This window comes from Pseudomonas sp. DR48 (assembly GCF_019823085.1).
Taxonomy (GTDB): domain Bacteria; phylum Pseudomonadota; class Gammaproteobacteria; order Pseudomonadales; family Pseudomonadaceae; genus Aquipseudomonas.
The window spans coordinates 525,039-547,756 of sequence record NZ_CP081946.1 but is presented as its reverse complement, the minus strand read 5'-3'; the positions used below and the strand labels follow the sequence as shown (position 1 = coordinate 547,756).

Genomic DNA, 22,718 nt, shown 5'->3' with positions numbered 1-22,718 from the left:
TTTGTCCGTGTGTATCAGCTGGCAGCGCTGTAGCGGCGCACGCCGGATTCGGTCGCCGGAATCTGCGCCGCCGTGCTGCCGGACGCCTGGAACAACACCAGATGTTCAGCCGCGACACGAATGCCCACTTCTGCCCCGACCAGATGATCGGCGTGGCTCGGGAAAATCGATTCCAATTGCGCGCCGGTCGGCAGCTGTAAACGATAGAGTGTCGATGCACCCTGGAACGACTTGCCGACAATCCGCGCCTTCAATGCGCTGTCCGGCGCATAAACGATGTCGTCCGGGCGCAGCAATACGTCCACCGCACCGCCCACCGGCCAGGTGTAGGCACGGTTGCCGCGCAACTCACCCAACTCGGTCTGCACTGACTCCGGGCTGCTCAGCTGGCCGCGGATGAAATACCCCTGCCCGATGAAACTCGCCACATAGGGTGTCAGCGGTTCGTGATACAGGTTGTAGGGCGTGTCCCATTGCTCCAGGCGACCTTCCTTGAAAACCCCGACATGATCGCTGACCGCGAAGGCTTCTTCCTGATCGTGGGTCACCAGAATCGCACTGGTGCCACGAGCCTTGAGAATGTCGCGCACCTCATGGCTGAGCTTGCGTCGCAGTTCGCCATCGAGGTTGGAGAACGGCTCGTCGAGCAGCAACAATTGCGGTTCAGGCGCCAGTGCGCGGGCCAATGCGACACGCTGCTGCTGACCGCCGGACAACTCGTGGGGGAAGCGTTTGCCAAGGTTTTTCAGGTTGACCAGTTCCAGCAATTCTTCGGTGACCCGTTCCTTTTGCGGATGCTTGCGGATCCCGAAGGCGATGTTCTCGGCCACGCTCAAATGCGGAAACAGCGCGTAGTCCTGGAACACCATGCCAATCCGGCGTTTTTCCGGGGCAAGGGTGAAACCGGGCTTGGACAGGGTCTCGCCCGCCAAGGTGATTTCACCTTCGTGCACCGGTTCGAAACCGGCAATCGCCCGCAACGTAGTGGTCTTGCCGCAGCCCGAGGAACCGAGCAGGCAACCAATATCGCCGGCATTCAAATGCAGGTTGAGGTTCTGCACAACCCGCTGCTCTTGATAGCCGCAGGCGAGGTTGCGCAGGTTAAGCAGTAATGGATGGCTCATGCGTGATGGTACGAAGGCGGGACGAGAAACTCGAGCAAGGCCTTTTGTGCGTGAAGGCGGTTTTCTGCCTGATCCCAGGCGACCGAACGCTTGTCGTCGAGCAGGTCGAGGCTGATTTCCTCGCCACGGTGAGCCGGCAGGCAGTGCATGAACAGCACATCTTCGGCGGCCAGGTCGAGCAGGGCGCGGGTGACCTGGTACGGCGCGAACAGCTTTAGGCGTTTGGCGGTTTCTTCTTCCTGGCCCATGGAGGTCCAGACGTCAGTGCTCACCAGGTGCGCGCCGCGCACGGCATCCTGCGGATCGCGGACGATGGTCACGCGATCGCCGGCCTTGGCCAGGAATTGCGCATTGGGTTCAAAACCTTCAGGGCAGGCAACGCGCAACTGGAAGTCGAACTGGATCGCCGCTTCTATATAGCTGTTGCACATGTTGTTGCCATCGCCGATCCAGGCCACGGTCTTGCCCTGGATCGAACCACGGTGCTCGAGGAACGTCTGCATGTCGGCCAGCAACTGGCACGGATGCAGGTCATCGGACAGGCCGTTGATCAGCGGGACGCGCGAATTGGCGGCGAATTCGGTCAGCGTGCTATGGGAAAACGTGCGGATCATCACCGCATCGAGCATGCTCGACATGACAATGGCGGCGTCACCGATCGGTTCGCCACGGCCCAGCTGGGTGTCGCGCGGCGACAGGAAAATGGCCTGGCCGCCGAGCTGGATCATGCCCGCTTCGAAGGAAATACGGGTGCGGGTCGAGGATTTCTCGAAGATCATCCCCAGGACGCGGTTTTTCAGAGGCTCGAACAGTACGCCGCGGTTACGCAGGTCCTTGAGCTCAACGCCTCGACGGATCACGCTGACCAGCTCTTCGGGCGTGCAATCCATCAGGGAGAGAAAGTGCCTTGCGCTCATCATTGACTACCTTTTTGCAACAGACCGCAGATACTCAAAGCCTTGTTTAACTAAAAAAACGGGCGAGACCTGCGGCGTAAGCCGCACGGGGCGACGAAATAGGGGAAGGCGCGATCTTGACATTAAATGTCGCGTTTTTCCAATAGGCTACGGTGTTCGGGAATTTCAGAGGGGCTACGGGGTGACCGCAGTAGCGCATTTGAAGCCGGTTTCCTGACAGCAGCCCGTTATTTGTACACCGGGCTCGACGGGCTTGGCAATCAAGCGGGGCGGGGATGGCGCTCTCTCGGTCGCTTTTTGACCTGGCATTCGCTCGCTGCCGAGACATGTGTCTGCTCTGAAACATTTGCTAATGCAAGGTGCTGGGTTATAACTAAGTCACGAGCGACGCAGGAAGCATCGGAATGGAATCAAAAGAACAGTTGTTAATGGATTTACTGAGCCTCACGGCCCGCTCACTGACTCACCTCACAGCCTCCATGACGTCGATGTCCTTCGAATTGATGCGCAGTGACGACGAGGTGACCAAGGCTGCCGGTCGACGGATGATCGACCGCATGGCAACCATCAGCACCGGCCTTGATGAGCATTGGCGACTGATCGGCGAGCTCACGGGCGTGCATATCGCCCAGGAACAGATCGAAACCATTCAGGAGATCCAGTTGCAGGCGCCGCCCCCCGGGTTGCCGCCGAACTGATCGTGCGCGGCCATCGGCTGGCCTGATAGTCAGCAATTCACGAGACGAACGTCGCTGGCGCAGGCGCGGGGCAGGCGCCATAGTTTTGTTCCCGCGGCCGACATTGCCCGCCCAGAACAAAACAGAGACTGGCCATGACCAAGACTCTCCATCACCGCGCCTGCCACCTGTGTGAAGCCATCTGCGGCCTGACCATCGAGACATCCGAAATCGACGGCAACGGCGTGCAGATCACCTCGATCAAAGGCGATTCGCTGGATACATTCAGCCGCGGGCACATCTGCCCTAAAGCGGTTGCCCTGCAAGACATTCAGAATGATCCGGATCGTCTGCGTCAGCCGATGCTGCGGGTCGGCAGCGAGTGGCAGCCCATCGAGTGGGAGGACGCGTTCAACCTGGTTGCCGAACGCCTCTCGGCGATTCAGGAGCGTCACGGGCAGAACGCGGTGGCGGTCTATCAAGGCAACCCCAGCGTGCACAACTATGGGTTGATGACCCACAGCAACTACTTCCTGGGACTGCTGAAAACCCGTAACCGGTATTCCGCGACCTCGGTCGATCAGTTGCCTCATCACCTGACCAGCCATTTGATGTACGGCCACGGTTTGCTGTTGCCGATCCCGGACATCGATCACACCGATTTCATGCTGATTCTGGGCGGCAACCCGCTCGCGTCCAACGGCAGCATCATGACCGTGCCGGATGTGGAGAAGCGCCTGAAGGCGATTCAGGCCCGGGGCGGCAAAGTGGTGGTGGTCGATCCACGCCGCAGCGAAACGGCGGCGATTGCCGACCAGCATCTGTTCGTGCGCCCCGGTGGCGATGCGGCGTTGTTGTTCGGCTTGCTCAATACCTTGTTCACCGAAGGCCTGACCCGCGACAGTCATCTGCCGGTGGACGGCCTGGATGAAGTGCGTGAGGCGATTGCAACCTTCACCGCCGAAACCATGAGCCCCCTGTGCGCAGTGCCGGCGGAGCAGATCCGCCAACTGGCCCGGGATTTTGCGGCGGCGCCTACAGCGGTCTGTTATGGCCGCATGGGTGTTTCGACCCAGGCCTTCGGCACGCTGTGCCATTGGCTGGTGCAGCTGATCAACCTCGTCACTGGCAACCTCGACCGCGTCGGTGGTGCACTGTGCACCGAGCCGGCGGTGGATCTGGTGGCTTCGACTTCGGGTGGGCATTTCAATCGCTGGCAGAGCAGGGTGTCCGGGCGTCCGGAATACAGCGGCGAGTTGCCGGTGTCGGCCTTGGCCGAAGAGATGCTTACCGGCGGAGAAGGGCAGGTCCGTGCGCTGATCACCGTGGCCGGCAATCCTGTCCTGTCCACGCCCAACGGCCGGCAATTGGAACAGGCGCTGGACGGGCTGGAGTTCATGGTCAGCGTTGACCTCTACATCAATGAAACCACGCGTTACGCCGACCTGATCCTGCCGTCGACTTCGGCGCTGGAAAACGATCACTACGACACCACGTTCAATATGTTCGCGGTGCGCAACGTGACGCGCTTCAACCGGGCGATCCTGGCCAAACCCGAAGGCGCGTTGCACGACTGGGAGATCTTCGTCGGCCTGGCCAAGGCGTTCGCGGCGAAGACTGGCAAGGAGTTGAAACCGACCATTGCTCCTGCGCAGATGATTGATCATGGCTTGCGGATGGGGCTTTACGGCGATGCCTCGCCACACAAGCTGTCGTTGGCGACGCTGTTCGATCACCCGCATGGCATCGATCTGGGCGCACTGAAATCCAACCTGGCGCCGCGTCTGAAAACCGCCAACCAGCGAGTTCAGGCGGCGCCTGACGTTATTCTTGCCGACCTGGCCCGCTTCGCCGCGCTGCAAGCACCCGCCGCCGACGAATTGCTGATGATTGGGCGTCGCCATGTGCGCAGCAACAACTCCTGGATGCACAACTATCATCGCTTGGTGAAGGGCAAGCCGCGCCATCAATTGTTGATGCACCCCGATGACCTGGCCAGTCGCGGGCTTGGCGACGGGCAGCGCGTACGGGTCAGTTCGCGGGTCGGCGTGATCGAAGTTGAAGTGCTCGCCAGCCTGGATATGATGAAAGGCGTGGTCAGTCTTCCTCACGGTTGGGGCCATGCGCGCCCGGGCGTGCAAATGACGATCGCCAGCAGCCAGCCGGGTTCCAGCGCCAACGACCTGACGGACGAGTGCCAGCTTGACGAGTTGTCCGGCAATGCGGCGTTGAACGGCGTTCCGGTGACCGTGGTGGCGGCTTGATTGAGTCTGTCGGGGAGACCGAGCATGGCGCTCGGGTTTCCGTTACAATGCGCCACCGTGCCGACCTCTGAGTCGGAAAGTTCAGCCGAGGTGCTCCATGGATATCATCGAAACGATTAAAGAGCAGATTGCTAACAACACCATTCTGCTTTACATGAAAGGTTCGCCGAATGCCCCGCAGTGTGGCTTCTCCGCAAAAGCCGCGCAGGCCGTGATGGCATGTGGTGAAAAGTTTGCGTACGTGGACATCCTGCAGAACCCGGAAATCCGCGCCAACCTGCCAAAATACGCCAACTGGCCAACCTTCCCGCAATTGTGGGTCGGTGGTGAGCTGGTTGGCGGTAGCGACATCATGACTGAGATGGCTGCTGACGGTTCGCTGCAGAGCACGATCAAGGCCGCTGTTGAAAAAGCAGCTGCTGGCAAGACCGAAGCCTGAACCCCGGTCATTAAAAAAGCCCCGCCTCTTTAAAAGAGCGCGGGGCTTTTTATTGTCTCGAGTTCAGCGGGCGCTAACTTACTCGTCTTCGCCCATCTGCGATTGCAGGTAGTTCTCAAGACCGACTTTATCGATCAGGCCCAGTTGGGTTTCCAGCCAGTCGATATGTTCTTCTTCGGATTCCAGAATGTCTTCGAGCAGTTCGCGGCTACCGTAGTCGCCAACGGTTTCGCAATGAGCGATAGCAACTTTAAGGTCGGCATGGCCGGTGCGTTCGATGCGCAGGTCGCACTCAAGCATTTCCTGGGTGTGTTCACCGATCTGCAGCTTGCCAAGGTCTTGAACGTTCGGCAGGCCCTCGAGGAACAGGATGCGCTTGATCAGCTTGTCCGCGTGCTTCATCTCGTCGATGGATTCGTGGTACTCGTGCTTGCCGAGCTTATTCAGACCCCAATCTTCATACATGCGTGCATGCAGGAAGTATTGATTGATCGCGACCAGTTCATTGGCAAGGATCTTGTTGAGATGCTGGATGACTGTAATGTCGCCTTTCATGATGGGGTCCTGCCCTTTATTAGCTGTCTATATGGCGGAGTTTGAGTGGTGCAACTTAGGGTGTCAAACCTAAGTTATTGAAACTTATATGAAAATTAATCGGAATAAGAATGTTTGTGTTCCGCGTCTTGCGCGTAAGCGATTGATTTGCAGCCATAAAAAAACCGGACATCAAGTCCGGTTCATTGAAATACGGGGTATCAGGCGGCGGTAAATTCTACTGGATAAGGAATCGCGGCCTGTGCCGATTGCAGTTTGCCCAGCGTTTCGCGAACGACTTCCTTGGCAAGGCAGGCGCATTTGCCGCATTGGCTGGCGACGCCGGTGGCATTACGGACTTCCTTGTAGCTGCAGCAACCTTCATAGATTGCATCGCGGATTTGACCGTCGGTGACGCCAGTGCAGAGGCAGACATACATAAGTGAAAACCGTCGCTGGTTGAGACTCAATTGCGATGGATCTTAATGTTAACGAGAATGATTGTCAAAGTGCTTTCTGAAAGCTTCGCGTTATAAATCCGCATCACTGACGAACGGTTTCCAATAAGGCCATCGGCCAGTATCCAGGCAAGCGGCAATTTTTCCGTCACCTTGAAAAACCGTTAAGGACAGCTCAAATACGCCGTGTATGATGGTCGGTCCTTGCGAAGCGGGTTGTGTCACAGGGCTGTCGCCTGAGGGTGGCAGGCTGACGCGAACCCAGTTCTTCACGTTAATAGACCAGGAGATATTCAATGAGCGTACTCGTAGGCAAACAAGCCCCTGACTTCACCGTGCCGGCTGTACTGGGCAATGGCGAAATCGTAGACAGCTTCACCCTGTCCTCGGCCATCAAAGGCAAATACGGCCTGGTGTTCTTCTACCCACTGGACTTCACCTTCGTTTGCCCGTCCGAGCTGATTGCTCTGGACAACCGCATGGCTGACTTCAAGGAACGTAACGTTGAAGTGGTCGCGGTGTCGATCGATTCGCACTTCACCCACAACGCCTGGCGCAACACCCCAGTGAACAATGGCGGTATCGGCCAGGTTCGCTACACCATGGCTGCTGACATCAAGCAGGAAATCATGAAGGCTTATGACGTTCAGTCCGCTGACGGCGTAGCTTTCCGTGGTGCGTTCCTGATCGACGACAAAGGCGTTGTCCGCTCGCAGATCATCAACGACCTGCCGCTGGGCCGTAACATGGAAGAGCTGATCCGTCTGGTTGACGCACTGCAATTCCACGAAGAGCACGGCGAAGTTTGCCCTGCCAACTGGAAAAAAGGCGACAAGGGCATGAACGCTTCGCCAGAAGGCGTTGCTGCTTACCTGACCGAGCACGCTGCTGCTTTGTAAGCGCGTTTGAGGCATAAAAAAACCGGCCGTTGAGGCCGGTTTTTTTATGGGCGGGATAAACCGGCGACAAGGATCAGTCGTTGAAGTCTTCCCAACCGCCCATTTGTTTCCAGCGATTGACGATGCCGCAGAACAGCTCGGCGGTCTTTTCGGTGTCGTAGCGAGCCGAGTGAGCCTCGCGACCGTCGAAGTCGATGTCGGCTGCCTGACAGGCCTTGGCCAGCACGGTTTGACCGTAAGCCAGACCGGCAAGGGTCGCGGTATCGAAACTGGAGAACGGATGGAACGGGTTGCGTTTCATGTCCAGACGCGCGACAGCGGCATTCAGGAAACCCAGATCGAAGCTGCTGTTGTGCCCGACCAGAATCGCCCGTTTGCAGCCGTTGGCTTTCAGGGCCTTGCGGATGCCGCGAAAGATATCGGTCAAGGCGGCTTCTTCGCTCACCGCCATGCGCAGCGGGTGATCGAGTTTGATCCCGGTGAATTCCAGCGCGGCCGCTTCGATGTTGGCGCCTTCAAAAGGCTCTACACGAAAGAAATAGGTGTGATCGGGGTACACAAAGCCTTTTTCGTCCATGGCGATGGTGGTTGCAGCAATTTCCAGCAGAGCGTCGGTGGCCGAGTTGAAACCACCGGTCTCTACGTCGACGACGACCGGCAGGTAGCCACGGAATCTGGCAGCCATTGGATGACGAGGACCGCCTCCACCGCCTTGACCGTCCTGTTCGTCGTCGAAATGGTCTTCACTCACGCGTGTTCCTCCAGCAGGCGCCAGCGCAGTTTTTCACCGGCGCGCAGCGGGATGACAGTCAGCTCGCCGAAAGGCAGGCTGGTTGGGGCGGTCCACTCATCGCGGACCAGGGTAATGCGATCGGTGTTCACCGGCAGGCCGTAGAAACGCGGGCCGTTGAGGCTGGCGAACGCTTCGAGCTTGTCCAGCGCGTTGCGCTGTTCGAAGGCTTCGGCGTACATCTCGATGGCGGCATAAGCCGTATAGCAACCGGCACAGCCGCAGGCCGCTTCCTTGGCATGCTGGGCATGAGGCGCCGAGTCGGTGCCGAGGAAGAACTTGTCGCTGCCGCTGGTGGCGGCATCGAGCAGGGCTTCCTGGTGGGTATTGCGCTTGAGGATCGGCAGGCAATAGAAGTGTGGCCGAATCCCGCCCACCAGCATGTGGTTGCGGTTGTACAGCAGGTGATGGGCGGTGATGGTTGCGCCAACATTGGCCGAAGCCTCGTTGACGAACTGCACGGCGTCAGCGGTGGTGATGTGTTCGAACACCACTTTGAGCGTCGGGAAACGCTCGACCACACGACGCATGTGCTCATCGATGAACAGTTTTTCGCGATCGAACACGTCGACATCGCTACGGGTGACTTCGCCGTGAATCAGCAAGGGCATCCCGACCTCGGCCATGGCCTCGAGTGCAGGGAAGATCTTGTCGATACTGGTGACACCAGAGTCCGAGTTAGTCGTCGCGCCGGCCGGGTACAGCTTGGCGGCGTAAACGAAACCGCTGGCCTTGGCCTCGCGAATTTCCTCGGGTTGGGTACGGTCGGTCAGGTACAGCACCATCAACGGTTCGAAGCGACTGCCAGCCGGGCGTGCAGCGAGAATCCGCTGTCGATAGCCATCGGCTTCAGCGGCGTTACGCACCGGAGGTACCAGGTTGGGCATGATGATGGCGCGGCCAAAGGTGCGCGCAACATCGGCAACGGTATTGGTCAACACGGCACCATCGCGAAGATGGATATGCCAGTCGTCGGGACGCAGCAGGGTCAGGCGGTCGGACATGAGGGGATTCCAGGCGGGTCAAACTGAGGGGAATGCTACCGGAAAAGACTCTTCCAGGCACTCGCTATCAAGTTTTGAAGGAAGCTTCCGATATCCAGTAGTACGCCGTAAACATGCGTGTGTCGGTCTTTTTGTTGTAGAAGCCAGTGGAGCCTCCCGTGCGCCAGCGTTATTTAGCCTTGCTCAGTGTGTTTGCCAGCCTTCCCGCAATGGCGCTCACTTTCCAGACGCGTCTGGAGAGCATCGAGTGGACGGTCGAAGGTGACAAGTTCGAATGCCGCCTGAGTCAGCCGATCACCGATTTCGGGTCGGGTGAGTTCGTGCGCCGTGCTGGCGAGCAGGCGACGTTTCGTCTCAAATCCTACAACGCGATGATCGGCGGCGGTTCTGCGACCCTGCTGGCAGCGGCTGCGCCGTGGCAACCGGGACGTGGCGACATCAACCTGGGGTCGGTGCGAATCGGCAGCGGCAATGTGCTGTTCAACAGTTCGCAAGTTCAGGCCGGGCGCCTGATCAGTGGATTGATGGACGGCCGCAGCCCGGTCATCCGGCATTCCTCCGGCGACGGTCGAGTGTCTGAGGTGCGCCTGTTGCCGGTCAAGTTCAGCAAGGCCTTCAACGACTACCAGGGTTGCGTCGCAAAATTGCTGCCGAAGAATTTCGAACAGGTCAAACAGTCCGAAATCGGCTTCCCGGGTGAAGGTGTTGACCTCGATGCGCGGGGCAAGGCCCAGTTGCAGGTGATGCTGGAGTTCATGAAGGCCGATCCGACGGTCAATCATATCGAGCTCGACGGGCACTCCGACAACAGCGGCAATCGTCTGACCAACCGCGAATTGTCACGCCGTCGGGCGTTGGCGGTGATGGATTTTTTCAAGGCCAATGGCATTCAGGAATCGCAGATCACCCTGCGTTTCCACGGTGAGCGTTATCCTGTGGCACCGAACACCAGCCCCGCCAACCGCGCGAAGAATCGCCGGGTCGCGGTGCGCCTGGAGCGGGTCGCCCCGACCGAGAAAGTGGCGCCTCAAGTCGCGACGCCCGGCAGCGCTGCCACGACCTCCTGAACCCGCTGAAATCGTCGCTCGCTCGACATAATCTGTCGCTTCGTCGTCATAAGCTGTCGCGCCTCTGTAAATTATTTCGTATGACCGGTAGACTTCACGGCTTTCCGTAGAACCCCGTGGAGTGATGGCATGGCGGACGTAAACAAGGTCGTTCTGGCGTATTCCGGCGGCCTGGACACTTCGGTGATCCTCAAGTGGCTGCAGGATACTTATAACTGTGAAGTCGTGACCTTCACCGCTGACCTGGGTCAGGGCGAAGAGGTCGAACCTGCACGCGCCAAGGCACAAGCCATGGGCGTCAAAGAGATCTACATCGACGACTTGCGCGAAGAGTTCGTGCGCGATTTCGTTTTCCCGATGTTCCGCGCCAACACCGTTTACGAAGGCGAGTACCTGCTGGGTACTTCCATCGCTCGTCCGTTGATCGCCAAACGCCTGATCGAAATCGCCAACGAAACCGGTGCTGACGCCATTTCCCACGGCGCTACCGGCAAAGGCAACGACCAGGTTCGTTTCGAACTCGGTGCCTACGCCTTGAAGCCAGGCGTAAAAGTGATTGCTCCGTGGCGCGAATGGGACTTGCTGTCCCGTGAAAAGCTGATGGATTACGCTGAAAAGCACAACATCCCGATCGAGCGTCACGGCAAGAAAAAATCCCCGTACTCGATGGATGCCAACTTGCTGCACATCTCCTATGAAGGCGGCGTGCTGGAAGACACCTGGACCGAGCACGAAGAAGACATGTGGAAATGGACCGTCTCTCCGGAGAAGGCTCCAGACAAGGCGCAGTACCTGGAACTGACCTACCGCAACGGCGACATCGTGGCACTGGACGGCGTCGAAATGACCCCGGCCACCGTGCTGGCGACCCTGAACCGTATCGGTGGCGAACACGGTATCGGCCGTCTCGACATCGTCGAGAACCGTTACGTGGGCATGAAGTCCCGTGGCTGCTACGAAACCCCTGGCGGCACCATCATGCTGCGCGCTCACCGTGCGATCGAATCGATCACCCTGGACCGTGAAGTGGCTCACCTCAAAGACGAGCTGATGCCTAAATACGCCAGCCTGATCTACACCGGTTACTGGTGGAGCCCTGAGCGTCTGATGCTGCAACAGATGATCGATGCGTCCCAGGCACACGTGAACGGCGTTGTGCGCCTGAAGCTGTACAAGGGGAACGTGATCGTTACCGGTCGCAAGTCCGACGAATCGTTGTTCGATGCCAACATCGCGACCTTCGAAGAAGACGGCGGCGCCTACAACCAGGCCGACGCGGCGGGCTTCATCAAGCTCAACGCCTTGCGTATGCGCATTGCTGCAAACAAAGGCCGCAAGCTGTTCTGAGACCTTTGAAGTCGCAATAGAAATGTGGCCTTGTCGATGACAAGGCCACATTGCTGAAAGGGGGGGATTTTCTGCCCGGACATGCGATTTATCGTTCTATTCGTTGTTGCTCATACCTCTACTTCTGCGTTTCTCCCCGATTGCTCTTCCAGAGCATGGCCTGCTGCTGTGGGAATAAATCCTCAGCCCACTGTCGTCACGTCACGTGAACTCAAATTGTAAGCAATGCAGAAACCATGACGCTTTCTGGTTTGCTTCGAGTGCTTGAGCGCGTTTTCCTTCAAAAATGCCTCCGAGTCTGCACTGGTGATAAACACGATCAGTTGCTCAGGCCTTTCCTGTTGTTGCTGGACCTTCTCCATCAGGTGGTTGAATTCCGTTTTTCTGCACATGACCCGCGCATCAATGATGTGCAGGTCCTGTGGCCGGATGGGCAAACGCAGGTAGTGGTTCACCCAATGTTCGGGAGGGGCTTCGAAAGTGCTGCTTTGCGGTTGATCAGTGTTGCCCATGACTTTTATGAAGTGCTTTCCTTTCTCAAAGTCAGTGGGCGCATAAAGCGATCGGTAATTGAAGTTGAGTGTGGCAAAGAACAGAAAGAGCAAATAAAAGGGGAAGCTGATAAGGAACCAGATATAAATCTCTCGCTCCTCATTGTCGAGAAAGGGAAGGGAGACAGCTGCTGATGTTTCAGACAGTACTGCAAATATCGCAATGATTGTCATGGGGTTGGTAATTTTTCTCTTGGGTTTTATCATGTCGTGTGCTCATGAATGATGTCTTTTTCTCGAAGATTTAGAGGTTTTTTTGAATGGGTATAAGTGGGTGTTGTGTTGTTTATTAGTTGTGTGTGGGAACTCCTCGTTATATGGGTTTTTCAGTAAGTTGTTATAGTAGCTGTGTTCATGTTAAATCAGGTATAAGTGGGTGGTTGTTTTAGTCATTGTTGAGTTTGTTTTTGTTTCCGGCGTGGCGCTGGTGTGAACTTTTTTTACTGAAAGTAACGCGGGTGCAGGCATGGGAGCATTGCGCTGAACCCAGGCGCCTCGCGGGCTGGTAGATTTCAAGCGTAGCTCAATCCTTGGCCTTTGGTGTGACAAATGGACCCCGGCAGGTCGTTTGTTTTCGGATGTATATCGATACAAAAAAAATTGAAACGTAGCACGTGCACGGGTCAATAAAATTTAAGACACACAGTAATCGTAAGAATCTTGTAAGACTTCTCCTGCTTTTTTGTAGGGAATGTCTCTCGGTGTGGGTGGCCGAGGGGGGCGGCATGCCATGTCTGAAACGACTAGGCTATTGTGCGGGCTCTAAAAATTCGAACAGCGAAAATTGGACTTGCCCATGAATAAAGTGCTGATCGTGGATGATCACCCCGTCATTCGTCTTGCGGTGCGTATGCTAATGGAGCGACATGGCTACGAGGTCATTGCAGAAACAGATAATGGCGTGGATGCATTGCAACTTGCCCGCGAGCTGATGCCGGATATTGTCATTCTGGATATTGGAATACCGAAACTGGATGGATTGGAAGTCATTGCGCGTCTTACCTCGACGGCGATGCCTCTTAAAGTGCTGATACTGACTTCTCAGGCGCCTGGGCATTTTTCCATGCGTTGCATGCAGTCGGGGGCCGCCGGGTATGTTTGCAAACAACAGGATCTCACTGAGTTGCTCAGTGCAATAAAGGCAGTACTGTCTGGCTACAGTTACTTCCCCAATCAAGCGTTGCACACTGTGCGTTCAAGTCTTGGCAATGCCAGTGAGGCGGACATGGTGGATCGTCTGTCGGGGCGCGAGATGATGGTGTTGCAACAGCTGGCCCGAGGAAAGACCAACAAGGAGATCGCCGATGGCATGTTTCTTAGCAACAAAACCGTCAGTACTTACAAGACCCGCCTGTTGTTGAAACTCAATGCACGCTCCCTGGTCGATCTGATCGAATTGGCTCAACGCAATGGTCTGGTGTGAGTACGCCAGCGTTTGACGAACCATGCTGAAAGGACTGCCTGCAGGATCGGCACTTAGTAAAAAGCCTCCGTTTCGGGAGGCTTTTAGGTGTCATAGGTCAAAATCGTAATCGGCCAATTGCTTTTGCAGTCGGCGCTCCTCCAGCAGGTTGTCGATGGTACGGCGTTTGCTCAGGTTGGTCTTTGCCACTTCAACCACCGGTTCAGCATCATCGGCCTCAACAGGGGTGAAGTCGTCTTCTACGTCCAATTGCTCTTTGCCAGTGCTCATAAGGTTAACTCCAGGCTAAGACTGCCTTTGGCGCTCCTTATATCGACAATCGACCGGCGGGTAAAAAAGATTTTTTCAATCGGTATATCAATAAACTTAATAGTGCCTCAATCGTCCGAGGTCTTTGCCTTGTACTCGCATAAATCCTCGATACGGCAACTGCCGCAGCGAGGCTTGCGGGCCAGGCAGACGTAGCGTCCGTGCAGGATCAACCAGTGATGGGCGTCGAGCAGGTATTGCCTGGGCACGAACTTCATCAGTTTCTGCTCCACCTCGACAACGTTCTTGCCGGGTGCAATACCTGTGCGATTGCTGACGCGGAAAATGTGGGTGTCGACCGCCATGGTCAACTGACGAAACGCGGTATTGAGCACGACGTTGGCGGTCTTGCGACCCACACCGGGCAGCGCTTCCAGCTCCTCGCGGGTTTGCGGTACTTCACCGCCGTGGCGCTCTACCAGCAAGCGACAGGTTTCGATCACGTTTTTTGCTTTGCTGTTGTACAGGCCGATGGTCTTGATGTATTCCGAAAGTCCCTCGACCCCCAAGGCATAAATCGCCGCCGGTGTATTGGCCACCGGGTACAGTTTGGCGGTGGCCTTGTTGACGCCGACATCGGTCGACTGGGCCGACAGAATCACCGCAATCAGCAATTCGAACGGCGAGGAATACGCCAGTTCGGTCTTCGGTTCCGGGTTGTCTTCGTGAAACCTGCGGAAAATTTCCAGACGTTTTGCGGCATTCATGGGCGGTGCGTTTCCTCGAAGGCAATCAAAGTGAAGAGGTCGAGCGGAGAAAGGCCTGACGTGCAGCGATCAACAGTCCCAGCAGAATGAAGCCGCCAGGGGCCAGCGTCGCCAGGTGCAGGCCACTGTCGCCGATGAATCCGCGCAGCAGGCCAAGGCCCAGCATCAGCGCTCCAAACCACCCACACAAGCGCAGGCGATCCCGCGGGGATTCCTGGAAAAAACCATTGTGTTCCAGCACGACGCATTGCAAGGCAATCAACCCTGCGTAGATTCCTGCGTGCTGATGCCATTGAAGCGACCAGACTTGCGCGCCAAGTTCCGCGCAAGCGGTGAGCGTGGCCGCCAGCACGACGCTGGCCAGCAAACGGGTGGATTGCTCCAGTCGTGGTCGCAGTACGCCCATCGCGAGGCCGTAGACGCAGGTCACCACGACAAACATCAGCCACAGGCCCAGAGCGTTTGCCCAGGCATCGGTGGCGCCGATCAGTGGCGCCAGCATCAGTGAGTTTCGCAGCGTCGATGACTTATTCATGAGCGCTACTTCCGATCAGCTGTTGTGCGTGTTCATCAAAGTAGCGCAGTGCCTCATGGATGGCGCTGATCACGGCCCTTGAAGTGATGGTTGCGCCCGCGATCTGATCGAATTGTCCCTGGTCTTTATTCAAGGCCCAACCCGAGTCGCCAGGTTCGGTTCGAGACTTGCCGGTAAATCCCCCGAGCCAGGCATTGGGCCGGTCGGCGATTTTGCCGCCCAGTCCCGGGGTTTCCGATTGCTTGAGGGTTTTGACCCCCAGTAACCTGCCGTTGGTGCTGATCGCGATCAGCAACTCGATGGAGCCTTCGTAGCCCAATGTCTGGCTACGCAGCAACACTGCGCTCGGTTGACCGCCCTTGGTCGCCAGGTAGCCGCCCAAGAGCCTGCTGTTGCTCAGCTCGATGTTGTCGACGGGCAGCGGCTGTTCCAGCGGTTGATTGTCGTAGCTTCCCGGTGGCAGCAGGTCCAGCAGGTTGCGGATGTCGATCAATCGCTGTGTAGCGGCTATGCGAGGTGCGCTGGCGTGTTGCACGAGGTACGTCGCGCCAATCCCCAGCCCGGCCAGCAGCACCAGCATCACAACGCTCGTCGCTCGATTCATGGCGCAACGTGCTCCTGCCTGGACGCGACAAACCGTTCCAGCGCCGGTACGCAGAGGTTCATCAGCAACACCGCAAAGGCCACGCCGTCCGGATAGCCGCCCCAGGTACGGATCAGGTAGGTCAGTAATCCCGCACCGGCGCCGAACAGCAGGCGCGCACGGGGGCTTTTCGCGCCGGACACCGGCTCAGTGACGATAAAGAATGCACCGAGCATGGTCGCGCCGGTCAGCAGGTGAAACAGTGGCGAGCCATGGGAGTCGGAGCCCGAACCGTTCCAGCACAGCAGACTGATGATGAACAGGCTGGCGAGCATGCCGACCGGCGCATGCCAGCTGAACACCCGCCGTTGCAGCAGAAACGCGCCACCGGCCAGAAACGCCAGATTGACCCATTCCACGCCACGACCGCCAAAATGGCCGAAGGCCGGGTTGCCGGCGAAGAGCTCGTCCATGGTCAGGCTTTTATTGATCCGCAGACTGTCCAGTGCGGTGGCCTGGACCCAGGCATCCGGCGTCTGGCTGAGGCTGAAACTGAAGACCTGTTGCAAACCACCGAGCAGGTCCATGCCGTGCGACGAGGGCCAAAGGGTCATCTGCTGAGGAAAGGCCAACAGCACAAAGGCGAAACCGAGCATGGCAGGGTTGAACGGGTTCTTGCCGACGCCGCCATACACCTGTTTGCCCGACAGCGCGAACGCTGCAGCACTGACCGTCAGCCACCACGGGCAGTAAGCCGGCAAGGCCACAGTCAGCAACGTCGCGCTGACCAGGGCACTGCCGTCGCTCAAGGTCGGTCGTATGGGGCGTTTACGCAGCTGCAACACCGCCGCTTCTACGGCCAGCGCCGCCACGCTCGCCAGGATCAGGTTGATCAACACGCCCCAGCCATACAGCCAGAACAACACCAGCAGGCCCGGCACGGTGGCCAGCAACACCAGCTTCATGGCCTGCTGAAGGCGTTCGTCCACCGATTCAAGGGGTGACATAGGCCTCCAGCTGACGCTCGGCTTCCTTCACTGCCAGTTCCAGCGTCTGGATCTGTTCAGCCGCTGCTTCGCCGGTTTGCGCTTTCTTGAGTTCGGCGCGGCGCATGGCCAACTGGATCTTTGCCCGATTCAATTCTGCATTTTTCGCCGGAATGACCGGCGTGACCGGGGCTGGCGGTGCCGTGCTTTCCAGTGTCGCCAAAGCCTGTTCCGCGGCCTCGAACTGTTGTTGCAAGACGATCAATTGCGATTGCTGCTCGAAGGTCGGTGGATGCCCGAACGCCTTGAGTGATTTGTTCAGTTGCGCACGACTCATCGCCACATCGATCTTGGCTTTTTTCACTGCCGCATCAATGTTCGCGGCTTTCTGTGCACGCACTCGCTCAAGCGCCGCCTGCACCGGATCAAGCGTTGCCACTTCACTTTGCGGCGCGGCGCGTTGAGCACGGGCCTGGCGTTCAGCGAGTTTGTGTTCTTCTTCGCGGCGCAGGCGGGCATTTCGCTGTTCGAAACGTTGGCGTGCGTGATTGCGCTTGGCGGCGCGGGCGCGCTGTTCATCAAGGCTGAACGCCAGGCCGCCAACAACCGGCAGCACCGTGGCGATCGGCAGCGGGTGCATCTCGATGCAGTCCACCGGGCAGGGCGCGACGCAGAGGTCGCAACCGGTGCATTCGTCGACAATCACCGTGTGCATCAACTTGGCCGCGCCAACGATGGCGTCCACCGGGCAGGCCTGAATGCACTTGGTGCAACCGATGCACTCGGCTTCGCGAATATAGGCGATCTGCGCCGGGGCCGAGCCGCGGCTGACGTCCAGTTCCAGCACCGGCACTTTCAGCAGGTCGGCCAGGGCCGCAATGGTTTCGCTGCCGCCCGGCGGGCACTTGTTGATCGGTTCGCCGCTGGCAATGCCTTCGGCGTAGGGCTTGCATCCGGGGTGGCCGCACTTGCCGCACTGGGTCTGGGGCAAGAGGGCGTCGATGCGTTGAATCAGACTCATGTTTTGATCAGTCCACTGAATCCGAGAAAAGCCACTGCCATCAGTCCGGCGCCGATCAACTCGATCGGCAGGCCGCGAAAGGGCAGGGGAACATCGTTATCGAGTGTGCGTTGGCGCAAGTCGCTGAACAGGCTCAGCACCAGCCAGAAGCCCAGTCCTGCACCGAGGCTCAGGGCCGTGGCGTGGAAAAAACCCTGGTCGGCCTGGGCGTTGAGCAAGGTCAGGCCAAGCACGCCGGCATTACCCAGCAGCAAAAGCCAGAGGCCATCGAACGAACGCTTTGGAAGCAATCGTGAAAGCAGCTTCAGCAGCGGACCGGGCAGCAACACGCTCAACGGCAGGAACACGAACAGCTGCAGCGAAGTCAGTTCCAGCGGAACCAGCAGCCAGTGATAGGCCGAGTAGCCCAGGACGCCGACCATCAGCATCAGACACGTCGTCGCAATGCCCAGGGCATGAACCCTTTCACGTTCGTTGCCCAACAGCGGATCGACGCCCAGCGGCCAGTACAACACGAGGTTGTTGATCAGGGCAGCGCTGATAAGCGTAAAAACAATTTCAGTCATGATCGTGCCGGCAAGAACGGGGCTTTAGACGCGGCGGTCTAAAAAGCTTAGGCATTATCCGGCAAGGATGGAGGGTGGGCCAGATATGAAAATCCCACAGTCGCGTCACGCACGACTGTGGGATCGGTTTAGCCGATCAAACCTTACTTGATGCGCTGGCCCGGCTTGGCGCCGCTGTCAGGGCTGAGCAGGTAGATTTCTTCGCCACCAGGGCCGGCAGCCATCACCATGCCTTCGGAGATGCCGAACTTCATTTTCCGAGGCTTGAGGTTGGCGACCATCATGGTCAGGCGACCATTGAGCTTGGACGGGTCCGGGTAAGCGCTCTTGATCCCGGAGAACACGTTGCGTTGCTCGTCACCGAGGTCCAGGGTCAGGCGCAGCAGCTTGTCGGCGCCCTCAACGTGTTCAGCCTTGAGGATCAAGGCAACGCGCAGGTCGACAGCGGCGAAGGTGTCGAACTCGATTTCCGCCGACAGCGGATCCTTGGCCAGTTCACCATTGCCGGCAGGTGCAGCGTCGCCGGTGTCGGTAGCGCTGGCGGTCAGGTCTTCCTTGGAAGCGTCGCTCATGGCTTGCACTTTCGCCGGGTCGATACGGGTCATCAACGGTTTGAACTCGTTCAGCTGATGGTTGCTGAGCAAGGTGGCGTGGTCATTCCAGGTCAGCGGCGCGACGTTCAGGAACGCCTCGGCATCGGCTGCCAGCAACGGCAGGACCGGCTTGAGGAAAATCACCAGCTGGCGGAACAGGTTGACGCCCAGGGCGCAGATGGCCTGGACTTCATCCTGCTTGCCTTCCTGTTTGTTCAGCGACCATGGCGCCTTGTCGGCGATCCAGGCGTTGGCACGGTCGGCCAGGCCCATGATTTCACGCATGGCACGGGCGAAGTCACGCGCCTCGTAGGCTTCGGCAATGCTCGGCGCAGCCGCCAGGAACGCTTCGGTCAGTTCCGGTGCGGCGTTGCCGGCCACCAGCAAACCACCGTTGCCCTTTTGGATAAAACCGGCACAACGGCTGGCGATGTTGACGACTTTGCCGACCAGGTCGGAGTTGACCTTCTGCACGAAGTCTTCGAGGTTCAGGTCGAGGTCGTCGACGCCACGGCTCAGCTTGGCCGCGTAGTAGTAGCGCAGGTATTCCGGCGACAGGTGATCCAGATAGGTCCGGGCCTTGATGAAGGTGCCGCGGGATTTGGACATTTTCTGACCGTTGACGGTCAGGTAGCCGTGCACGTTGATGCCGGTCGGTTTACGGAAACCGGCGCCTTCGAGCATCGCTGGCCAGAACAGGGCGTGGAAGTTGACGATGTCCTTGCCGATGAAGTGGTACAGCTCGGCGGTGGAATCCTTGCCCCAGAACGCGTCGAAGTCCAGCTCCGGCGTGCGGTTGCACAGGTTCTTGAAGCTGGCCATGTAGCCGATTGGCGCGTCCAGCCAGACGTAGAAGTACTTGCCAGGCTCGCCCGGGATTTCGAAACCGAAGTACGGCGCATCGCGGGAGATGTCCCACTGTTGCAGGCCGGCATCCAGCCATTCGGCGATTTTGTTCGCCACAGCTTCTTGCAGGGTGCCGCTGCGGGTCCAGGTTTGCAGCATGTCCTGGAAGTCCGGCAACTTGAAGAAGAAGTGCTGGGAATCCTTGAGCACCGGGGTGGCGCCAGAGATCGCCGACTTCGGATCCTTCAGGTCGGTCGGTGCGTAGGTCGCACCGCATTTTTCGCAGTTGTCGCCGTACTGGTCTTCGGTGCCGCATTTCGGGCAGGTGCCCTTGATGAAGCGGTCGGCCAGGAACATTTTCTTTTCCGGGTCGAAGTACTGAGTGATCGAACGCTGGGCAATGTGCCCGGCGTCGCGCAGCTTCAGATAGATCTGGCTCGACAGCTCACGGTTTTCTTCGGCGTGAGTGGAGTGGAAGTTGTCGAAGTCCACCAGGAACTCGGCAAAGTCGGCGCTGTGTTCAGCCTGGACGTTGGCGATCAGTTGTTCCGGGGTGATGCCTTCCTTTTCCGCGCGCAGCATGATGGCCGAACCGTGGGCGTCGTCGGCGCAGACATAAATGCATTGATTGCCGCGGTGCTTCTGGAAGCGCACCCACATATCGGTCTGGATGTATTCCAGCATGTGGCCAAGATGGATCGAACCATTGGCATAGGGCAGGGCGCTGGTAACGAGGATCTTGCGTGGCTCGGACATGGGGCTCGGCTACTTGATGAAACGGAGGTCGGCCACTATAAAGCGCCGGCGCATATTTTTCACCCCCGAGAACCTTATGCACCGTCCGGCAAATTGCGTACGGTCATCGGATAATTGTCACATTCTGAAAGCATGCCGTCCGGCCTTTAGAACAGGTAGGATACCCGCCTGATTTTCAGTCCTGCTATCGGAGTTGCCCATGAGCGCCGTCAATCGCGCAGCGGTGGAAGCCGTCCTTCGCCAATACACCGACCCTTACCTGAACCAGGACCCGGTCAGCGCCGGGTGTGTGCGCAGCATCGACATCCAGGGCGATCGCGTCAGCGTCCAGCTGGAATTGGGTTACGCCGCCGGCCTGTTCAAGAGTGGCTGGTCGCAGATGCTGCAAATGGCGATCGAAGGCCTCGATGGCGTGACGACCGCTCGCGTTGACATCACCAGCGTGATTGCCCCGCACAAGGCCCAGGCGCAAATTCCAGGCCTGGCCAACGTCAAGAACGTGGTGGCCGTGGCGTCCGGCAAGGGCGGCGTGGGCAAATCCACCACTGCCGCCAACCTTGCGCTGGCCCTGGCCCGTGAAGGCGCCAAGGTCGGGATTCTCGACGCGGACATCTACGGTCCGAGCCAGGGCATCATGTTCGGCATCCCCGAGGGCACCCGACCGAAGATCAAGGATCAGAAGTGGTTCGTGCCGATCGAGTCCCATGGCGTCGAAGTGATGTCGATGGCGTTCCTGACCGACGACAACACGCCGATGGTCTGGCGTGGGCCGATGGTGTCCGGTGCGCTGCTGCAACTGGTGACACAGACCGCCTGGGGCGATCTGGATTACCTGGTCATCGACATGCCGCCAGGCACCGGTGACATCCAGCTGACCCTGGCGCAGAAAGTCCCGGTGGCCGGTGCGGTCATCGTCACCACCCCGCAGGATCTGGCGTTGCTGGATGCGCGCAAGGGTGTCGAGATGTTCCGCAAGGTCAATATCCCGGTGTTAGGCGTGGTGGAAAACATGGCCGTGCACATCTGCTCCAACTGCGGACATGCCGAGCATCTGTTCGGTGAGGGCGGTGGCGTGAAGCTGGCCAGTCAGTACGGCGTTGAGCTACTGGCTTCGTTGCCGCTGGCGATGGCCATCCGCGAACAGGCCGATGGCGGCAAGCCAACCGTGATCGCCGAGCCGGACAGCCCGATTGCGATGGTCTACCAGGAACTCGCCCGCCACGTTGGCGCGCGGATTGTGTTGCAGGAAGCGGCGACACCGGCGATGCCGAACATCACCATCAGCGACGATTGAGTCACTGAACAAACGCGATTCCCTGTGGGAGCGGGCTTGCTCGCGAATGCGGTAGATCAGTCAACTTATCTGTTGATTGACACACCGCTTTCGCGAGCAAGCCCGCTCCCACAGTTGTTTTGTGTGTAGCTTTAGATGCGCAACCCGCCATCCATTTCCAGGATCCGGCCGGTGTAGTAATCGTTCTCGAAAATGTACGCCGCCGAATGGGCGATCTCGTCCGGCTTGCCCATGCGCTTGAGCGGAATACCGGACGTCATTTTCTCCAGCGCTTCGGGCTTCATGCCCAGGGTCATTTCGGTTTCGATGAAGCCCGGCGCAATGCCCGCCACACGGATACCGTAGCGCGCCAGTTCCTTGGCCCAGGTAACGGTCGCCGCTGCCACACCGGCCTTGGCGGCAGAGTAGTTGGTCTGGCCAACGTTGCCGGCACGGGAAATCGAGGAGATATTGATGATCGCGCCGCTGTTGTTCAGCTCGACCATTTTCGCCGCGACCTCACGGGTGCACAGGAACACGCCGGTCAGGTTGACGTCGATCACCGCCTGCCACTGGGCCAGGCTCATCTTGGTCATTTCGCCGTCCTTGACCTTCAACAGCAGGCCGTCACGCAGGATCCCGGCGTTGTTGATCAGGCCATGAATCGCGCCGAAATCTTCAGCCACCTGGGCGACCATGTGCGTGACTTGCTCTTCATTGGCGACGTTGCACAGGTAGGCACGGGCTTCGACACCCTTGGCCTTGCAAGCGGCGACGGTGTCGTCGAGCTTTTCCTGGTTCAAATCGACCAGCGCAAGCTTCGCGCCTTTGCCTGCGAAATACTCGGCCATGGAACGGCCTAAACCCTGGCAACCGCCAGTGATAATGATTACTTTGTCGGTGAGTTGCATTCGCATGCCCCAGTAGCAGGTTGAAGTGGTCTTCCTTCTAGAGAGCCTCTCGATCTGCACCGGATGTGGCCTGGTTGCACACGAGAACTGCCCCGATGGCGTACTGGAAACTATCCCCAGGCGCCTGTCCGTTTTTTC

General features: G+C 58.4%; 24 protein-coding genes. 8 read left to right on the top strand and 16 right to left on the bottom strand.

The window, feature by feature from the left end; translation table 11 throughout:
- Window positions 1–14 precede the first annotated feature (14 nt).
- Both K5K95_RS02545 and argF read right to left on the bottom strand, forming a co-directional pair.
- Window positions 15–1,124 (bottom strand): ABC transporter ATP-binding protein, encoded by a 1,110-nt coding sequence (locus tag K5K95_RS02545; RefSeq protein WP_222588258.1) that lies wholly within the window; start codon window positions 1,122–1,124, stop codon window positions 15–17.
- Entirely contained in the window at window positions 1,121–2,041 is a 921-nt protein-coding gene (gene argF / locus K5K95_RS02540; protein WP_222588257.1) for an ornithine carbamoyltransferase, read from the bottom strand. Before argF ends, K5K95_RS02545 begins: the two co-directional genes overlap by 4 nt.
- Window positions 2,042–2,445: 404 nt before the next feature.
- On the opposite strand from argF, the gene K5K95_RS02535 reads away from it, so the two are divergent.
- The 3 genes from K5K95_RS02535 (at window position 2,446) to grxD (ending at window position 5,421) form a co-directional block, all read left to right on the top strand.
- Entirely contained in the window at window positions 2,446–2,739 is a 294-nt protein-coding gene (locus K5K95_RS02535; protein WP_222588256.1) for a hypothetical protein, read from the top strand.
- Window positions 2,740–2,873: 134 nt separating this feature from the next.
- Entirely contained in the window at window positions 2,874–4,982 is a 2,109-nt protein-coding gene (locus K5K95_RS02530) for a molybdopterin oxidoreductase family protein (RefSeq protein WP_222588255.1), read from the top strand.
- A 97-nt stretch (window positions 4,983–5,079) separates the two neighbouring features.
- Window positions 5,080–5,421 (top strand): Grx4 family monothiol glutaredoxin, encoded by a 342-nt coding sequence (gene grxD, locus K5K95_RS02525; protein ID WP_090180701.1) that lies wholly within the window; start codon window positions 5,080–5,082, stop codon window positions 5,419–5,421.
- Between the two features lie 78 nt (window positions 5,422–5,499).
- Here the strand turns inward: grxD and bfr are convergent, their stop codons facing one another.
- Together bfr and K5K95_RS02515 are read right to left on the bottom strand one after the other, a co-directional pair.
- Window positions 5,500–5,976 carry a bacterioferritin gene (gene bfr, locus K5K95_RS02520; RefSeq protein WP_090180704.1) on the bottom strand — a complete coding sequence of 159 codons (477 nt, stop codon included), beginning with the start codon at window positions 5,974–5,976 and terminating at the stop codon, window positions 5,500–5,502.
- Window positions 5,977–6,176: 200 nt separating this feature from the next.
- Window positions 6,177–6,395 carry a bacterioferritin-associated ferredoxin gene (locus K5K95_RS02515; RefSeq protein WP_090180756.1) on the bottom strand — a complete coding sequence of 73 codons (219 nt, stop codon included), beginning with the start codon at window positions 6,393–6,395 and terminating at the stop codon, window positions 6,177–6,179.
- 314 nt (window positions 6,396–6,709) lie between these two features.
- On the opposite strand from K5K95_RS02515, the gene K5K95_RS02510 reads away from it, so the two are divergent.
- Entirely contained in the window at window positions 6,710–7,312 is a 603-nt protein-coding gene (locus K5K95_RS02510; protein ID WP_222588254.1) for a peroxiredoxin, read from the top strand.
- A gap of 73 nt (window positions 7,313–7,385) precedes the next feature.
- Here the strand turns inward: K5K95_RS02510 and rnt are convergent, their stop codons facing one another.
- Together rnt and pyrC are read right to left on the bottom strand one after the other, a co-directional pair.
- Window positions 7,386–8,063 (bottom strand): ribonuclease T, encoded by a 678-nt coding sequence (rnt, locus tag K5K95_RS02505; RefSeq protein WP_027922845.1) that lies wholly within the window; start codon window positions 8,061–8,063, stop codon window positions 7,386–7,388.
- A complete protein-coding gene (pyrC, locus tag K5K95_RS02500) occupies window positions 8,060–9,106 on the bottom strand; it encodes a dihydroorotase (RefSeq protein WP_090180762.1) in 1,047 nt (348 codons plus the stop codon). Before pyrC ends, rnt begins: the two co-directional genes overlap by 4 nt.
- 158 nt (window positions 9,107–9,264) lie before the next feature.
- Here pyrC and K5K95_RS02495 point away from each other — a divergent pair, with 158 nt between their 5' ends.
- Together K5K95_RS02495 and K5K95_RS02490 are read left to right on the top strand one after the other, a co-directional pair.
- On the top strand, window positions 9,265–10,173 hold the full coding sequence (locus tag K5K95_RS02495; RefSeq protein WP_222588253.1) for a flagellar protein MotY: 909 nt from the start codon (window positions 9,265–9,267) through the stop codon (window positions 10,171–10,173).
- A gap of 129 nt (window positions 10,174–10,302) precedes the next feature.
- A complete protein-coding gene (locus tag K5K95_RS02490) occupies window positions 10,303–11,520 on the top strand; it encodes an argininosuccinate synthase (protein ID WP_007898502.1) in 1,218 nt (405 codons plus the stop codon).
- 182 nt (window positions 11,521–11,702) lie between these two features.
- On the opposite strand, the gene K5K95_RS02485 is transcribed toward K5K95_RS02490, so the two are convergent.
- Window positions 11,703–12,278 (bottom strand): hypothetical protein, encoded by a 576-nt coding sequence (locus K5K95_RS02485; protein ID WP_222588252.1) that lies wholly within the window; start codon window positions 12,276–12,278, stop codon window positions 11,703–11,705.
- Window positions 12,279–12,867: 589 nt separating this feature from the next.
- Here K5K95_RS02485 and K5K95_RS02480 point away from each other — a divergent pair.
- Window positions 12,868–13,494 (top strand): response regulator transcription factor, encoded by a 627-nt coding sequence (locus K5K95_RS02480; protein WP_007943575.1) that lies wholly within the window; start codon window positions 12,868–12,870, stop codon window positions 13,492–13,494.
- Between the two features lie 90 nt (window positions 13,495–13,584).
- Here K5K95_RS02480 and K5K95_RS02475 read toward each other — a convergent pair whose 3' ends face one another.
- From K5K95_RS02475 to metG, 8 genes are all read right to left on the bottom strand, one after another.
- Complete coding sequence (locus tag K5K95_RS02475) at window positions 13,585–13,764, bottom strand: PA3496 family putative envelope integrity protein (RefSeq protein WP_007898493.1); 180 nt, start codon at window positions 13,762–13,764, stop codon at window positions 13,585–13,587.
- A 107-nt stretch (window positions 13,765–13,871) separates the two neighbouring features.
- The gene (nth, locus tag K5K95_RS02470) at window positions 13,872–14,510 is read right to left on the bottom strand and encodes an endonuclease III (protein WP_222588251.1); all 639 of its coding nucleotides are present in this window, start codon (window positions 14,508–14,510) and stop codon (window positions 13,872–13,874) included.
- 25 nt (window positions 14,511–14,535) lie between these two features.
- Window positions 14,536–15,045 carry an Rnf-Nqr domain containing protein gene (locus K5K95_RS02465; protein WP_222588250.1) on the bottom strand — a complete coding sequence of 170 codons (510 nt, stop codon included), beginning with the start codon at window positions 15,043–15,045 and terminating at the stop codon, window positions 14,536–14,538.
- Window positions 15,038–15,649, bottom strand: coding sequence for an RnfABCDGE type electron transport complex subunit G (locus tag K5K95_RS02460; protein ID WP_222588249.1), 612 nt, complete (start codon window positions 15,647–15,649; stop codon window positions 15,038–15,040). The genes K5K95_RS02465 and K5K95_RS02460 overlap by 8 nt, the downstream gene beginning before the upstream one ends.
- Complete coding sequence (locus K5K95_RS02455) at window positions 15,646–16,635, bottom strand: RnfABCDGE type electron transport complex subunit D (RefSeq protein WP_222588248.1); 990 nt, start codon at window positions 16,633–16,635, stop codon at window positions 15,646–15,648. Before K5K95_RS02455 ends, K5K95_RS02460 begins: the two co-directional genes overlap by 4 nt.
- Window positions 16,622–17,635 carry an electron transport complex subunit RsxB gene (rsxB, locus tag K5K95_RS02450; RefSeq protein ID WP_222588247.1) on the bottom strand — a complete coding sequence of 338 codons (1,014 nt, stop codon included), beginning with the start codon at window positions 17,633–17,635 and terminating at the stop codon, window positions 16,622–16,624. The genes K5K95_RS02455 and rsxB overlap by 14 nt, the downstream gene beginning before the upstream one ends.
- Window positions 17,632–18,201 (bottom strand): Rnf-Nqr domain containing protein, encoded by a 570-nt coding sequence (locus K5K95_RS02445; protein WP_222588246.1) that lies wholly within the window; start codon window positions 18,199–18,201, stop codon window positions 17,632–17,634. Before K5K95_RS02445 ends, rsxB begins: the two co-directional genes overlap by 4 nt.
- Before the next feature lie 143 nt (window positions 18,202–18,344).
- A complete protein-coding gene (gene metG / locus K5K95_RS02440; RefSeq protein WP_222588245.1) occupies window positions 18,345–20,396 on the bottom strand; it encodes a methionine--tRNA ligase in 2,052 nt (683 codons plus the stop codon).
- Between the two features lie 199 nt (window positions 20,397–20,595).
- Between metG and apbC the strand changes: the two genes are divergently transcribed.
- Complete coding sequence (gene apbC / locus K5K95_RS02435) at window positions 20,596–21,690, top strand: iron-sulfur cluster carrier protein ApbC (protein WP_222588244.1); 1,095 nt, start codon at window positions 20,596–20,598, stop codon at window positions 21,688–21,690.
- A gap of 131 nt (window positions 21,691–21,821) precedes the next feature.
- Here apbC and K5K95_RS02430 read toward each other — a convergent pair whose 3' ends face one another.
- Window positions 21,822–22,580, bottom strand: coding sequence for an SDR family oxidoreductase (locus K5K95_RS02430; protein WP_222588243.1), 759 nt, complete (start codon window positions 22,578–22,580; stop codon window positions 21,822–21,824).
- Window positions 22,581–22,718 lie beyond the last annotated feature (138 nt).